Source organism: Achromobacter xylosoxidans (assembly GCF_002192695.1).
Taxonomy (GTDB): domain Bacteria; phylum Pseudomonadota; class Gammaproteobacteria; order Burkholderiales; family Burkholderiaceae_B; genus Achromobacter; species Achromobacter xylosoxidans_C.
Genome location: NZ_MTLG01000055.1, coordinates 43,651 through 57,703 on the forward strand (window position 1 = coordinate 43,651; position 14,053 = coordinate 57,703).

The window sequence follows — 14,053 nt, forward strand, 5'->3', positions numbered from 1 at the left end:
TGGCGAGCCCGCTTTATGCGCGGGCGCTGAAAATCGAGAACCAGCCGCGGGAATCCGACCAGTGCGCGACGTCGCGGTAGCCGGCGCTTTGCAGCAGGTCGGCGAAGGCCGGTGGCGTGAACTTGTAGGAATTCTCGGTGTGGATGCGTTCGCCGGCGCTGAATGCGCGCGCGCCGCCGGGCCAGGCCACGCGTACCGCGCGCCGCGCTTCCAGATGCATTTCGATGCGCGAGCGGGCGCTGTTGAAGAGCGCCACATGGCGCCAGTCGTCCACGTCGAAATCGGCGTCCAGCACGTTGTTCACGTGCCGCAGCAGGTTCAGGTTGAAGGCCGCCGTCAGATGCAGCGCGTCGTCGTACGCGGGTTCCAGTACCTGTTTGGGCTTGACGCGGTCCACGCCCACCAGCAGTCCGCCGCCCGCGCATTGTTCTCGGATTCGCTGCAGCATGGCATGCGCGTCCTCGGGGCTGAGATTGCCGATGCTGGAGCCGGGATAGAAGAACAGCCGCTGTTGGGGCGGAATGCTGTCGGGCAGGGCCAGCGCGTGGGTAAAGTCCTGGCCGATGGGAGTGATCCGCAGGTCGGGGTACGACAGTTGCAGGCGGCGCACCGCCGCTTGCAGGTAGTCGGCCGAGATGTCGATCGGCACATAGTGGCGCGGACGCAGGCTGGGGAACAGGCGTTCGGCCTTGACGCAATCGCCCGCGCCCAGATCTATCATCGATAGCACCGGCCCGACGTGGCGCGCGATGTCGGCGCCGTGGCGCTGGAAGATTTCCGACTCGCAGCGCGTGGGGTAGTACTCCGGCAGCTGCGTGATCGCGGTGAAGAGCGCCGAGCCCAACGCGTCATAGAGGAACTTGGGATCGATATGCGCATGGCGCGCCAGCAAGCCTGCGCGCAGTTCGGCCTGCTCGGCGCTGGGAGGCTGCGGTTCTTGCGCGATGAATGTCGGCGCGGCGGGGGCAAACAGTGCAGAAGGCGAAACCATGCGTCCTGTTCCTTTTCTGTCGCTGGGACGCCCGGCGCGAACACGTCCCGGATGGGGCGGGTGGCGGTCGGGAGGCGCGGCGTTGGGAGGCTCAGACCAGGCGGTTCTGGCGCATTGCAAAAGTCTATTGTGGCCGTCAGGGCGGGGCCGGTGTCAAGCGCCAAGCCGCTGAATGCAATGGACTTTTACGAATTCGAAAGGCGCTCGCAAGCGCCAGCGCCGGCGCCCGGACGTGCGCTGCCGATACCTTTGCTTGCGTTGAAATATCGGTTTACGGCTGGTTGCCAAAGCTCTGGCGGGGGCGGCCGATGATGGTCACAATGAGACTCTTCAATGCGCAGCCCAGTCCGGGAACGGGGCTTGCTGCATTGCGTCAGGCGGCCTGACTCCGCGAGGCCCAACAACGACAAGGAGCGACCATGAACCGAAAGCACCAACGCGCCGAAATGTCCCTGCACCGTGAACGCGTCAGCGACAGCTTCCACGAGCTGCTCGCCGGCACGGAAGACCTGTTGCGGTCGACGGCCACATACACTGGTTCCGAGATCGAGGCGGCGCGCACGCGCCTGAAGCGCCAATTGGCCGAGGCGCGCGAGTCCGCGGGGGACTGGGAGGGCGCGGCGCGGGAGCGCGCGCGCCGCGCGACCGCCTATGCCGACGAGTACGTGCATGAACACGCCTGGAAGTCGGTGGGCGTGGCGGCGCTGGTGGGCGCCTTGCTCGGTTGCTTCCTGGCGTCGGGCGGCCGCCGCTAAGCCGTCATGCCATGAGGCCGCCCGGGGCTGTGCGCTGGCCGTGGCTGGCCGGCGTGCGCCGGTGGCTGCCGCCGCTGGTGTGCGCGGCCTTGCTGGCGGCGTGCGCCAGCGTTCCCGACACCCAGGAGCGCCGCGCGCGCGAATCGCAGGCCACCCTGTCGGCCGACGCGGCGTTGCAGAGCTATCGCCGAGGGCAGGGCATTGCCGCCGATCCGCAAACACCCAAGGACGACTTCCTGGCGCGTCACCTTGCCGTCGAGCAGGCGGTCAGCGGCGCGCCGCTGGTGGCCGGCAACCGTGTCCGGCTGCTGGCCGACGGCCCCAGCACCTATCGCGCCATGCTGCATTCCATCGCGCAGGCCCGCCGATACGTGCACATGGAAACCTATATCTTCGATGACGATGCCGAGGGCTCGCGCTTTGCCGAGGCCCTGATCGCGGCGCGCAACCGTGGCGCCGAGGTGTCCTTGATGGTCGACGCGGTCGGCACGATCAAGACGCCCGACGCCTTGTTCCAGCGATTGCGCGATGCGGGCGTGCAGGTGGCGGTCTTCAATCCAGTCAACCCGGCCAGCGGCCGCGCGGGCTGGTCGCCGAACCAGCGCAACCATCGCAAGGTGCTGGTCGTGGATGGCAGGGTCGGCTACTTGGGCGGCATCAACGTCAGCAGCGTCTACCAGTCTTCGCCGGGCGCAGGCTCAGGATCGGGAAGCGGGAGCGGCGCCGGCAAGGCCGACGCGCCGGCGGCCGCCGACGCCAAGGTCGCTCCCTGGCGCGACACCCATCTGCGCATCGAGGGGCCAGCCGTGGCCCAGCTGGAGCAAGTCATCCGCGCGGGCTGGGAGTCCCAGTCCAAGGAGCCGATCAAGGGCGGAGACTCGCAGGTGGCGCCGCCCGCGGGTGCCACGACCGTGCGGATACTGGCCAACCAGCCGGACCGCAGCGACGGCTATACGGTCTATCTGACGCTGATGTCGGCGTTTGAAAGCGCGCAGGAATACATCCATGTCACCATGGCGTACTTCGTGCCGGATCCGGCCTTCATCGAAGTCCTGACGGACGCGGCCCGACGCGGCGTCGACGTGGCGTTGGTGCTGCCCGGCTTCAGCGATTCCTCGCTGGTGTTCCATGCGGGGCGTTCGCACTACGCGGACCTGCTCGAGGCCGGCGTGAAAATCTACGAGCGGCGTGATGCGCTCTTGCATGCCAAGACGGCGGTGGTGGACGGCGTATGGTCCACGGTGGGGTCCAGCAACCTGGATTGGCGCAGCTTTGCGTTGAACTACGAAATCAATGCCGTCGTGCTGGGGCCTGAATTCGCGGCCGAGATGGAGTCGCTGTTCCAGCGCGACGTCGCCGATTCGGTGCGGATCACGCCCGAGGCCTGGCGGGCCAGGGGCGTGGGAGACCGCTCGATGGAGTTCTTCTCGCGCATGTTCGAGCGCTGGCTGTAGCGCCCGGCGCCAGCCGGTTCAGACCTGTGCGGCGGCCGGCGTGGCATGGGCGGCGTGTTCTTGCGCCAATGCGGTGGTGATGTCGTGGGTGGGCTGGAACGAATTGGCCTGGGCCATGGCCCAGCCCGCGCGGAACACCTGGTGGCGGAATTCGCCGCGCAACAGTTCGCCGGGGGCGAGTTCGGGGAACAGCGCCGACAGCAGCCGGATTTCGCTGGACGAGATGCGGCGCGCGATATGGTGCGGGCGCAGCTGGCCCGGGTGCGTCAGGCCGGCCGCCGCCAGCAGTTCCGCCAGCGCATGCAGCGTGTTGCGGTGGAAGTTCGCCACGCGCTGCGCCTTGTCCGGCACTACCAGCGCGCGCTGGCGCAGCGGATCTTGGGTGGTGACGCCGGTGGGGCATTTGCCGGTGTGGCAGGCCTGGGCCTGGATGCAGCCGATGGCGAACATGAAGCCGCGCGCGGCGTTGCACCAGTCCGCGCCCATGGCCATGACGCGGGCCATGTCGAAGGCCGTGATGATCTTGCCGGAGGCGCCCAGCTTGATGCGGTCGCGCAGGTTCACGCCAATCAGCGTGTTGTGGACCAGGCGCAGCGCTTCGCGCAACGGCGTGCCGACGTGATCGACGAATTCCACCGGCGCTGCGCCGGTGCCGCCTTCGGCCCCGTCCACCACGATGAAGTCCGGCGTGATGCCGGTTTCCAGCATGGCCTTGACGATGGCGAACCACTCCCACGGATGGCCCACGCAGAACTTGAAGCCCACCGGCTTGCCGCCGGACAGTTCGCGCAGGCGTGCCACGAACTTCATCAGGCCGAGGGGCGTATCGAAGGCGGAATGCGTGGCCGGCGAATTGCAGTCCTGCCAGGCCACCACGCCGCGCGCCTCGGCGATCTCCGGCGTCACCTTGCCCGCGGGCAGGATGCCGCCATGGCCGGGCTTGGCGCCTTGCGACAGCTTGATCTCGATCATCTTGACCTGCGGCGTACAGGCATTCTTGACGAAGGCCTCTTCGGAGAACGCGCCGTGTTCGTCGCGGCAGCCGAAGTAGCCCGAGCCGATGTTCCACACCAGGCTGCCGCCCGGCTGGCGGTGGTAGCGGCTGATGCCGCCTTCGCCGGTGTCGTGCGCGAAGTCGCCCTGGCGGGCGCCTTCGTTCAGGGCCATGATGGCATTGGCCGACAAGGCGCCAAAGCTCATGGCCGACACGTTGAACGCGGACATGGAGTAAGGCTGTTTGGAATCGGGACCGCCGACGGTGACGCGGAAGTCGGTGTCGGGGATCTGCGAGGGCGACATGGAATGGTTGATCCATTCGTAGCGATCGCCGTAGACGTCTTCCTGGGTGCCGAAGGGACGCTTGTCGATTTCGCGCTTGGCGCGCTGGTAGACGATGGAGCGCTGCGCGCGCGAGAACGGCGCGGCCTGCGTGTCGTCTTCCAGGAAGTACTGGCGGATCTCGGGCCGGATGAATTCGAACAGGAACCGCAGATTGCCCAGGACCGGATAGTTGCGGCGGATGGCGTGGCGGGTCTGCGCCAGGTCATAGACGCCCAGTGCGGCCAGCAGGGTCAGCGGCACGGCCAGCCACAGCCACCAGGGCGAGCTGGCCGCGGCCAGGGCGGCGGTGACCGCGGCGCCGATCAGGGTCAACAGAAAGGCCGTGTAGCGGCCGAAAATCCAGCTCATGTCCATCTCCGTATTTCGGGATGGAGCAACCATACACCAGGAGTTGTCGCCCCGTGCCGGGCGACGGTCCTGGAATACTGTTTCTCAGCAGCTGGACGCCGCCGGGGTCTTCTCGACCGCCAGGCCGAACGCGGGGCGCAGGCGCACGCCCAGGGCGCTGCCGGCGAAGGCGGCCGGCAGCCACAGCCAGGCATGCAGGCTGCCCGACAGAATGCCGCTGAAGTAGGCGCCGATATTGCAGCCAAAGGCCAGGCGCGAACCGTAGCCCAGCAGCAGGCCGCCGATGACGGCGCCGGCCAGCGAGCGGGCAGGCACCTTCCAGATGGGGGCGAACTTGCCGGCGGCGCTGGCGGCGGCAAGCGCGCCCAGCATCAGGCCGATGTCCATGACGGTGGTGACGTCCTGGCGCAGCGGCGCGGCCAGCGAGGGCTGCTTGGCCCAGTAGGCCCAGGTGGCCACGTCGCCGCCGAAGGCGTCCAGGGTCTTGGCGCCCCACAGCGCGAAGGCGGACGTGATGCCCCAGGGGCGCCCGGCCAGCGCCAGCGTGGCGAAGTTCAACGCCACCAGCGCCACGCCGCCCCAGATCAGCGGCCAGGGGCCTTGCAGCAGGGACGCCGGGCGCGCGGTGCGCGAGGCGAACGAGATCACATGGCCGTGGCGGCGCTTCTCCAGCGCCGTGGCCGCCCACGCGATCAGCGCGAACACGGCCAGATTGATGAGCAGCGCGGGCGCCAGGCCCCAGGTCTTGATCAGCGAGGTCGGGGCCAGCGCCGGCAGGTTCGACCACCAGCCGAAATTGGCGGTCGCGATGACCGAACCGATGATGAAGAACAGCAGCGTGACCACCATGCGGGTGTTGCCGCCGCCAACGGCGAACAGCGTGCCCGAGGCGCAGCCGCCGCCCAGCTGCATGCCGATGCCGAACAGGAAGGCGCCCAGCAGGACCGAGACGCCCGGGGGCGACACGAAGCCGCTGACGGGTTGGCCGAACAGCGTGCCCGCCGCCAGGAAGGGGAAGAACAGCAGCACGCCCGCGGCCAGCATCAGCATCTGCGCGCGCAGTCCGGCGCCGCGGCGGTCGGACACGAAGACGCGCCAGGCTTGCGTGAAGCCGAACGAGGCGTGGTACAGGGTGACGCCAAGTGCCGCGCCGACGACCCACAGCGCGCCCTGGCGCCAACTGACCGTCTGGTTCAAGTACAGGGCGCCTGCCAGCACCAGCAGCAGGGCGATCCAGAGCGGCTTGCGGTTGATCTGGATGGGCGGCAAGGCGGAGGGAGGCAGGGGAAGGGTCGAGGCGTTGGTGCTCATGGGCGAGTCCCTGGGATTTGATGCGTAAGAAAGCAAAACGGGCGCGCGCAGGCACCCGTCGATGTTTGGAAGTCTAAAGCGGCAAGCGCCTGGCTCAAAACACCAATTAATGCCTTTTAAATAACTAAAAGTAATATAAAAATGTTTATTGCAGCCGCCACGCCAGGGCGGCCAGCGTCAGCAGCAGCACCGGCAGGGTCAGCACGATACCGACCTTGAAGTAGTAGCCCCAGGTGATGCGCAGGCCCTTGCGCGCCAGCACATGCAGCCACAGCAGCGTCGCCAGGCTGCCGATAGGCGTGATCTTGGGGCCCAGATCGCTGCCGATGATGTTGGCGTAGATCATCGCGTCCTTCACGGCTCCCGTGGCGCTGGTGTCCGCGATCGATAGCGCGCCCACCAGCACGGTAGGCAGATTGTTCATGATGGACGACAGGAAGGCGGTGATGAGGCCCGTGCCCATCGCCGCGCCCCAGACGCCGTACTCGGCGCAGCGGTCCAGCACTTGCGCCAGATGCGCGGTCAGGCCGGCGTTGCGCAGGCCGTACACCACCAGGTACATGCCCAGCGAAAACACCACGATGTGCCAGGGCGCCTCGCGCATGATGCGGCGCGTGCCGACGATGTGCTGCCTTCCGGCGATCAGCAACAGGCCCAGCGCGCCGACGGCGGCAATGGCGCTGACTGGGATGCCCATCGGTTCCAGGATGAAGAAGCCCGCCAGCAGCAGCGCCAGCACCACCCATCCGGCGCGGAAGGTGGTCAGGTCGCGGATGGCGGATGCGGGCGCCGGCAGCTGGCTCACGTCGTAGCGCGGCGGAATGCTGCGGTGGAAGAACAGCAGCAGCACCGCCAGCGTGGAGGCCACGGCCATCAGGTTCACCGGCAGCATCACCGATGCGTACTCGCCGAAGCCGATGTTGAAAAAGTCGGCCGACACGATGTTGACCAGGTTGGACACGATCAGCGCGATGCTGCCCGTGTCCGCGATGAAGCCCGCGGCCATCACGAAGGCCAGCGAAGCGCCTGGGCCGAAGCCCAGCGCCACCAGCATTTCCATGACGATGGGCGTGAGGATCAGCGCCGCGCCGTCGTTGGCGAACAGCGCGGACACGGCCGCGCCCAGCAGCACGATCAACACGAACAGCAGCCTGCCCCGGCCGCCGCCCCAGCGCGCCACATGCAGCGCCGACCATTCGAAGAAGCCGGCCTCGTCCAGGATCAGGCTGGTGACGATGATGGCGATGAAGGTGGCGGTGGCGTTCCAGACGATGCGCCAGACGTCCGCGATGTCGGCCAGGTGGACCACGCCCGTGGCCAGGGCCAGCGCGGCGCCCAGCACGGCGCTCCAGCCTATCGACAGGCCCCTGGGCTGCCAGATGACGAGCGTGATGGTGAGCACGAAAATGGCGGCGGCGAGCAGCATGATGAAAAACGTCAGGAAATCGGGTGGGCGCTGATCCAGGCGACCAGCAGGCTGACTGTCAGCACCGACGCGACGGTGGAGACCAGGATGGCGCGCGAGGTCACGCGGGCGTCGCGGCCGTACATCTGGGCCAGCATGAAGGGACCGGTGCCGATGGGCAGTGCGCTCATCAGCACGGCGGTCCAGGCCCATACTGGCGGCATGCTGAAGACGTAGAAGGCCAGCACCGCCGTGACGGCGGGCTGCAGCAGCAGCTTGCCGGTGACCAGGCGCATGACGCCCGGCCCCGAACTGGACGTTTCCGTCTGCGCCAGGAACAGGCCGATCGTGACCAGCGCGCAGGGGCTGGCGGATGCGCCCAGCAGGGCCACGTAACGGTCCACGCCTTCAGGCAGGGCGAGGCCGGTGAAAGCCCAGGCCAGGCCCAGCAGCGGCGCCGCAAGCAGCGGATTGCGCAGCAGCGCGCGCCCGACCTTGAGCAGGGTCAAGGAAAGATTGGGCGTCTGCTGGCGGTCGAACTCGATCAAGGCGATGGCAAAGCCGAACAGCACGCTGGCGGTGAGCAGGGTGGTGAACGTGGCGGGCGCCATGCTATCGGGGCCGAACAGCGCCAGGCACAGCGGAATGCCCATGTAGCCGGCGTTGGCGTAGGACGCGGCCAGGCCCTGGATGCCGCGATCGGTCAGCGCGCGCTGCGAGCGGCGCGCGCCGACGAACGAAGCCAGGAACGTGACCGCGATGCCGCCCGCGAAGGCGCCCACGAAACCCCAGTGCGCCATGTGCGCCAGGTCCACCTGCGTCATGGCTCGGAACAGCAGTGCGGGCAGCGACAGATAGACAACGTAGCGGTTCAACGCGTCGGTGGCGCCGGAGCCCAGGATGCGCCAACGGGCGGCGAGCCAGCCGGTCAGGATCAGCGCGAAGACCGGCAGGGCGGAGGTAATGACGGCGTTCATGGACAGAGACCTGGAGGGGCGCTCATTCTACTTGGAGGCTGCAGGCGCGGTGCGCGTCACCAACAGGATGCCGAGCGCCGCCAGGGCCATGCCCGGCCAGGCCAGCGCGGGGATGGCTTCGCCCAGGATGATCAGCGCGATGAGGGCAGTGCAGGGCGGCACCAGGAAGAACAGCGCGGACACGCGCGAGGCTTCGCCGTAGCGGATCATGGTCAGCAGCAAGGTGATGGCCACCAGCGAATTGCCCACGACCAGGTAGGCCAGCGAGCCTAGCAGGGGCCCGGTCCATTCGATATGCATGGGTTCGAGCCAGAACGCCAGCGGCGCGGTCGCGATGAGGCCGACCGCGTACTGAACCATGTTGGAGGTGGCGGGATGCGTCTGCACGCCGTAGCGTTTTTCATACAGCGTGCCGCCGGTAATGCAGAGCAGGGCGCTGATGGCGAACGCCAGGCCCAGCGGAGAAATCACGTCGATCGAAGCCTTGGCGATGATCACCAGCGCGGCGCCCGATACGCCCAGGCCCAGGCCTGCCCAGCGGCGCGCATCCACCTTCTCGTGCGCGATGGCCGGCGCCAGCAGGCCGATCAGGATGGGTTGCAGCGACGTGATCAGCGCCACGGCGCCGGCCGACATGCCCTGCTTGAGCGACAGGTAGGTGAAGCAGAAGTAGCCTGCCTGCAACAGCAGTCCGACCATCGCCAGGTGGCCCCAGGCGCTGGCGCCGCGCGGCAGCGGCGGGCGCAGGAACAGCATGAAGGGCGCAAGTATCAGCACCACGCAGGCGTAGCGCAAGGCCAGGAATGTCATGGGGTCGGCATAGGCCAAACCCACCTTGAGCACCACGAAGCCGCTGGACCAGAGCAGCAGGAAGAGCGCGGGCGCGGCTTTCAGCCAGGCGGGAGGAGCGGCAGGCGGCATGTGGCGGAACCTGGGCGACGTGGGCAAGCCGCGATCGTACCCCCTTTTGGCCGTTCTTCATCCCTGCCAAAATGCGGCGTAGGATTACTTTTATTCATTTGCTGCACGCGAGGGATGGACATGTCGACCAACAAACAAGCTACGGTGCGTATCGCCCTGGGAACCTGGGACCGCTTGCGCGACGACGCGTATTCGGTGCGCCACGAGGTGTTCGTCGTCGAACAGAGAGTGCCGCCCGAGGTCGAGCTGGACGACGACGACGCCGTGTCGGTGCACGCCGTGGCGTATGGCCCGGACGGCACGCCGATGGGCACGGGCCGGCTGCTGCCCGACGGCCATATCGGCCGCATGGCGGTCCACAAGAAGGCCCGCGGCATGGGCGTCGGCAGCCAGCTGCTGGACGCATTGATCGAACAAGGGCATGGCGACGGCCACCGCATGCTGGTGCTGCACGCGCAGACGCATGCGGCGGGCTTCTACCAGGCGCATGGCTTCAATGTGGAAGGCGAGGAATTCGTCGAGGCCGGTATTCCGCACGTGGTCATGACGCGCGTGCTGAAGTAGGGCGGATTGCCCGGCTCCAAGGATTTGCGAGCCGGGCAAGCAAATGGGCCGGACAAATAAAAAACCCCGGACGCTTACGCGTTCGGGGTTTTTTTGGCGCATCACGCAGGTACCTCGTGATGTAATAATTGGTGCCCAGGAGAGGACTCGAACCTCCACACCTTGCGGCACACGGACCTGAACCGTGCGCGTCTACCAATTCCGCCACCTGGGCGCTGATGCTTTACTTGTCGCTTCGCTTTCGCGTTGTTTCTTGTTCAGCAGCAGAGGAATGAGATTATGCACACTTTTTTTGAAGTGTGCAAGTCGTGTGGGTTTTTTTCATATTTTTTTGCTGCCGGGCCGCTTTCGAACTTTCGATATAGTGTCGCCCCATGTCCCGTACCCTTTGCACGCGTTGCCTGCGTCCTCGATCGCACTGTCTGTGTGCGCTGATTCCCTCGCTTTCCTGCCGCACTCAAGTGGTGGTGCTGCAGCATCCCAGCGAGGCGCGCCATGCCTTGAACACAGCGCGATTGGCCGTGCTGGGCCTGGCCGGCGCGCGCCGCGTAGTCAGCGAATATTTTTCGGAAGACGATTGGGCGCTGTCCGGCTATCTGCCCCGCCTGCTGTTTCCCGGCGAGGACGCCGAGGTACTGACGCCGGGCTATGGACAGGATCTCGGCGCGCCCATCAGGTTGATCGTGCCCGACGGCACCTGGGGACACGCGCGCAAGCTGCTGCATATCAATCCCGGGCTTGCCGCCTTGCCGCGCGTGATGCTGCCCGCAGGGCTGTCCACGCGTTACCGGGTGCGCCATGCCGACGTCGATGGCGCGCTGTCCACGATAGAGGCCGTGACGCATGCCTTGAATGCCATCGAGGCGCCGATGAATTTCGATGCGTTGCTAAAGCCCTTCGAGGCCTTGATCGATGGTCAGATCGACGGCATGGGCGCCGACCTGTACGCGCGGCATCATTTGAATCGCAAGGTGCCGTGGCGTTGAAGCGGCGAGGGTGGCAGGGCGCAAAGCAAAAGCCCCGGAAATCTTGCGATTTCCGGGGCTTTTTAGCTCTTGCCATCAAGACCGTCTTGCATGGTCTTGATTGAAATTCCGTGGTGCCCAGGAGAGGACTCGAACCTCCACACCTTGCGGCACACGGACCTGAACCGTGCGCGTCTACCAATTCCGCCACCTGGGCACTGAGAGATACTGTCAGAAGTATGTGATACGCTGCCTCTCTAGTTGCATCGCTTCAGTTAAAACACATTAACTAAAGCATGCGTCCAAAGTGCAGTTGGTTCTACAATACGGTTTTCAAGCAACACTCGCTTTAAACCACCCTCTGACCTTTTTCTGCTTCAGTGTTCAGCCTTGGGCGAACCACAGAAGCTGCGCATTATATACGGAAATTTTAGCTTTGGCAAAACGATCGAATAACGAATCGAATAACAACAGATCAACACCCTTGCCCGAAGCGCCGCCGGACTTCGATCCCGATGTCCCGTCCCGCGAAGCCATCCTGAAAGCGCTGCGCGCCGCAGGCTCGCCGCTTTCGCCGGTGGAACTGGCCGAACGCATGGGCGTCGAGCGCGCCGCGACGATGGTGGGCTTCGAGCGCCGCCTGGGCGCCATGGAGCGCGACGGGCAACTGATGCCCAACCGCAAGGGCGTGTTGCTGCTGGCCACCAAACTGGACTTCGTTGCCGGCAAGGTGCTGGGGCACCGCGACGGCTTCGGCTTCCTGCTGCGCGATGATGGCGGGCCCGATCTGTTCCTGTCGCCGCGCGAAATGCTCAAGGTGCTGCATGGCGACCGCGTGCTGGTCAAGCCCACTGGCGAATATCGCGGCAAGCCGGAAGGCACCATCGTCGAAGTCATCGAACGCCGCACCAACAAGCTGGTGGGGCGCTTCCTGCACGAACACGGACTGTCCATCGTCGTGCCCGAGGACCAGCGCATCAAGCATGACATCCTGATTCCGCCCAGCGATACCAACGGCGCCCAGCACGGGCAGGTGGTTGCGGTTGAAATCATGGAGCAGCCCACGCGCCACACGCAGCCGCTGGGCCGCGTGGCCGAGGTGCTGGGCGAGATCGACGATCCCGGCATGGAAATCGAGATCGCGGTGCGCAAGTTCGACGTGCCGGTCGATTTCTCCGAAGCCGCGCTCAAGCAGGCCGCGCGCCTGCCGGACGTGGTCAGGAAGGCCGATCTCAAGGACCGCGTCGACCTGCGCGACGTACCCCTCATCACCATCGACGGCGAGGACGCGCGCGACTTCGACGATGCGGTCTACTGCGAACCCGTGGAACTCGGCACGGGCCAGCGCAAGCGTCCAGGCTGGCGCTTGCTGGTGGCCATCGCCGATGTCAGCAACTACGTGCGTCCGGGCGACGCGCTGGACGACGACGCGATCGAGCGCGGCACCAGCGTCTATTTTCCGCGCCGGGTCATTCCGATGCTGCCGGAATCGCTGTCCAACGGCCTGTGCTCGCTGAACCCGGACGTCGACCGCCTGGTGCTGGTTTGCGACATGGTCATCCCGGCCAGCGGCGCCAAGGCCGGCACGGTCACGGCCTACCAGTTCTATAACGCGGTCATGCACTCGCATGCTCGCACCACCTATACGAACATCTGGGCCGCGCTGCAGCAGCCGGGCGGTCCGGCGGCGCACGCCATGCGCAGCGTCATGCCCCAGGTCCAGCACCTGTACGAGCTCTACCAACTTCTGGCGCAGGGGCGCAAGAAGCGCGGCGCGATCGACTTCGACACCGTCGAGACCAAGATCGTCTGCAACGAACTCGGCCGCATCGAGCAGATCGTGCCCTCGGTGCGCAACGATGCCCACAAGCTGATCGAAGAATGCATGCTGGCCGCCAATACCTGCGCGGCCGACTTCATGACCCGCAGCAAGCATCCCGGCCTATACCGCATCCACGAAGGCCCCACCCCCGAGCGCTTGCAATCGCTGCGCGAGTTCCTGCGCACCATGGGGTTGTCGCTGGGCGGCGGGGAAACGCCCACCGCCAAGGACTATGGCGACTTCCTGGATTCCGTGCGCGGACGCCCCGACTACCAGCTGCTGCAGACCATGTGCCTGCGCTCCATGCAGCAGGCGGTCTACAGCCCCGACAACATGGGCCACTTCGGCCTGTCCTATCCCGGCTACAGCCACTTCACCTCGCCCATCCGCCGTTATCCCGACCTGCTGACGCACCGTGTCATCAAGGCGCTGCTGGCCGGGCAGCGGTACGTGCCCAGCCTGGAAGACCAGCCGGTCGTGATAGGCCGCACGCAACGCGAACACGAACACGCCATCTGGGAAAAGATGGGCTTGGTGCTGTCGGCCAGCGAGCGCCGCGCCGACGAGGCGTCGCGCGACGTCGAGGCCTGGCTCAAGTGCTGGTTCGTCAAGGAGCGCGTGGGCGAAGACTTCAGCGGCACCGTTACGGGCGTCGCCAGCTTCGGCATCTTCGTCACGCTGGATACCCTGCACGTCGAAGGCCTGGTGCACGTCTCCGAATTGGGCGGCGAGTACTTCCAGTTCAACGACGCCCTGCACGAACTGCGCGGCGAGCGCACCGGCATGCGCTATCGCCTGACCGACAAGGTCCAGGTCCAGGTCTCGCGCGTGGATCTGGAAGCCCGCCGCATCGAGTTCCGCCTGGTGCAGGGCACGAGCTTCGACGCCTTGCGCAAGGCCTCGGCGCGCGGACCGGACGAACCTTCCCGCCGTGTGAAGAAGGCGGCGTCGCCCAAGCCCGCCGCCTTGAAGGGCCAGACCGCCAAGGAGCGGCGCGCCGAGGCCAAGAAGGCCAGCAAGCCGCCCCGGGCGCCCAAGGCGTCCAAGCGCGCCGCGCCGGCCAAGAAGGCCGCGCACAAGCGCCACTGACGCTTCCTTATGGCGAGGCCGTCGTTTGGCGGCCGAGCCATAAGGGGTAACATTGCATCTATGGCCGGCTTGGTCCGGTAGCCCGCCCCGCTCTGGGGCGGGTATTCGTT

General features: G+C 66.4%; 11 protein-coding genes and 2 tRNA genes. 5 read left to right on the plus strand and 8 right to left on the minus strand.

Annotation, left to right across the window (positions count from 1 at the left end; all coding sequences use genetic code 11):
- Positions 1-13: 13 nt before the first annotated feature.
- Positions 14-991, minus strand: coding sequence for an L-histidine N(alpha)-methyltransferase (gene egtD / locus BRO63_RS08985; protein ID WP_088139385.1), 978 nt, complete (start codon positions 989-991; stop codon positions 14-16).
- A gap of 419 nt (positions 992-1,410) precedes the next feature.
- On the opposite strand from egtD, the gene BRO63_RS08990 reads away from it, so the two are divergent.
- On the plus strand, positions 1,411-1,746 hold the full coding sequence (locus BRO63_RS08990) for a DUF883 family protein (protein WP_088139386.1): 336 nt from the start codon (positions 1,411-1,413) through the stop codon (positions 1,744-1,746).
- An 11-nt stretch (positions 1,747-1,757) separates the two neighbouring features.
- A complete protein-coding gene (locus BRO63_RS08995; RefSeq protein WP_256943264.1) occupies positions 1,758-3,200 on the plus strand; it encodes a phospholipase D-like domain-containing protein in 1,443 nt (480 codons plus the stop codon).
- A gap of 18 nt (positions 3,201-3,218) precedes the next feature.
- Here BRO63_RS08995 and BRO63_RS09000 read toward each other — a convergent pair whose 3' ends face one another.
- The 5 genes from BRO63_RS09000 to BRO63_RS09020 form a co-directional block, all read right to left on the minus strand.
- Complete coding sequence (locus BRO63_RS09000; protein ID WP_088139387.1) at positions 3,219-4,889, minus strand: FMN-binding glutamate synthase family protein; 1,671 nt, start codon at positions 4,887-4,889, stop codon at positions 3,219-3,221.
- An 84-nt stretch (positions 4,890-4,973) separates the two neighbouring features.
- A complete protein-coding gene (locus BRO63_RS09005) occupies positions 4,974-6,200 on the minus strand; it encodes a YeeE/YedE family protein (protein ID WP_088139388.1) in 1,227 nt (408 codons plus the stop codon).
- Between the two features lie 145 nt (positions 6,201-6,345).
- Positions 6,346-7,626, minus strand: a complete 1,281-nt coding sequence (locus tag BRO63_RS09010; protein ID WP_088139389.1) for an arsenic transporter — start codon at positions 7,624-7,626, stop codon at positions 6,346-6,348.
- 11 nt (positions 7,627-7,637) lie between these two features.
- Positions 7,638-8,582, minus strand: coding sequence for an AEC family transporter (locus BRO63_RS09015; protein ID WP_088139390.1), 945 nt, complete (start codon positions 8,580-8,582; stop codon positions 7,638-7,640).
- A gap of 27 nt (positions 8,583-8,609) precedes the next feature.
- A complete protein-coding gene (locus tag BRO63_RS09020; RefSeq protein WP_088139391.1) occupies positions 8,610-9,503 on the minus strand; it encodes a DMT family transporter in 894 nt (297 codons plus the stop codon).
- A 114-nt stretch (positions 9,504-9,617) separates the two neighbouring features.
- On the opposite strand from BRO63_RS09020, the gene BRO63_RS09025 reads away from it, so the two are divergent.
- Entirely contained in the window at positions 9,618-10,067 is a 450-nt protein-coding gene (locus tag BRO63_RS09025) for a GNAT family N-acetyltransferase (RefSeq protein WP_373557771.1), read from the plus strand.
- A 129-nt stretch (positions 10,068-10,196) separates the two neighbouring features.
- On the opposite strand, the gene BRO63_RS09030 is transcribed toward BRO63_RS09025, so the two are convergent.
- A tRNA-Leu gene (locus tag BRO63_RS09030) sits at positions 10,197-10,281 on the minus strand.
- A 160-nt stretch (positions 10,282-10,441) separates the two neighbouring features.
- Here BRO63_RS09030 and BRO63_RS09035 point away from each other — a divergent pair.
- Positions 10,442-11,053 (plus strand): tRNA-uridine aminocarboxypropyltransferase, encoded by a 612-nt coding sequence (locus BRO63_RS09035; protein ID WP_088139392.1) that lies wholly within the window; start codon positions 10,442-10,444, stop codon positions 11,051-11,053.
- Between the two features lie 111 nt (positions 11,054-11,164).
- Here the strand turns inward: BRO63_RS09035 and BRO63_RS09040 are convergent.
- Positions 11,165-11,249, minus strand: a tRNA-Leu gene (locus tag BRO63_RS09040).
- Between the two features lie 219 nt (positions 11,250-11,468).
- Here BRO63_RS09040 and rnr point away from each other — a divergent pair.
- Entirely contained in the window at positions 11,469-13,943 is a 2,475-nt protein-coding gene (rnr, locus tag BRO63_RS09045) for a ribonuclease R (RefSeq protein WP_088139393.1), read from the plus strand.
- Positions 13,944-14,053 lie beyond the last annotated feature (110 nt).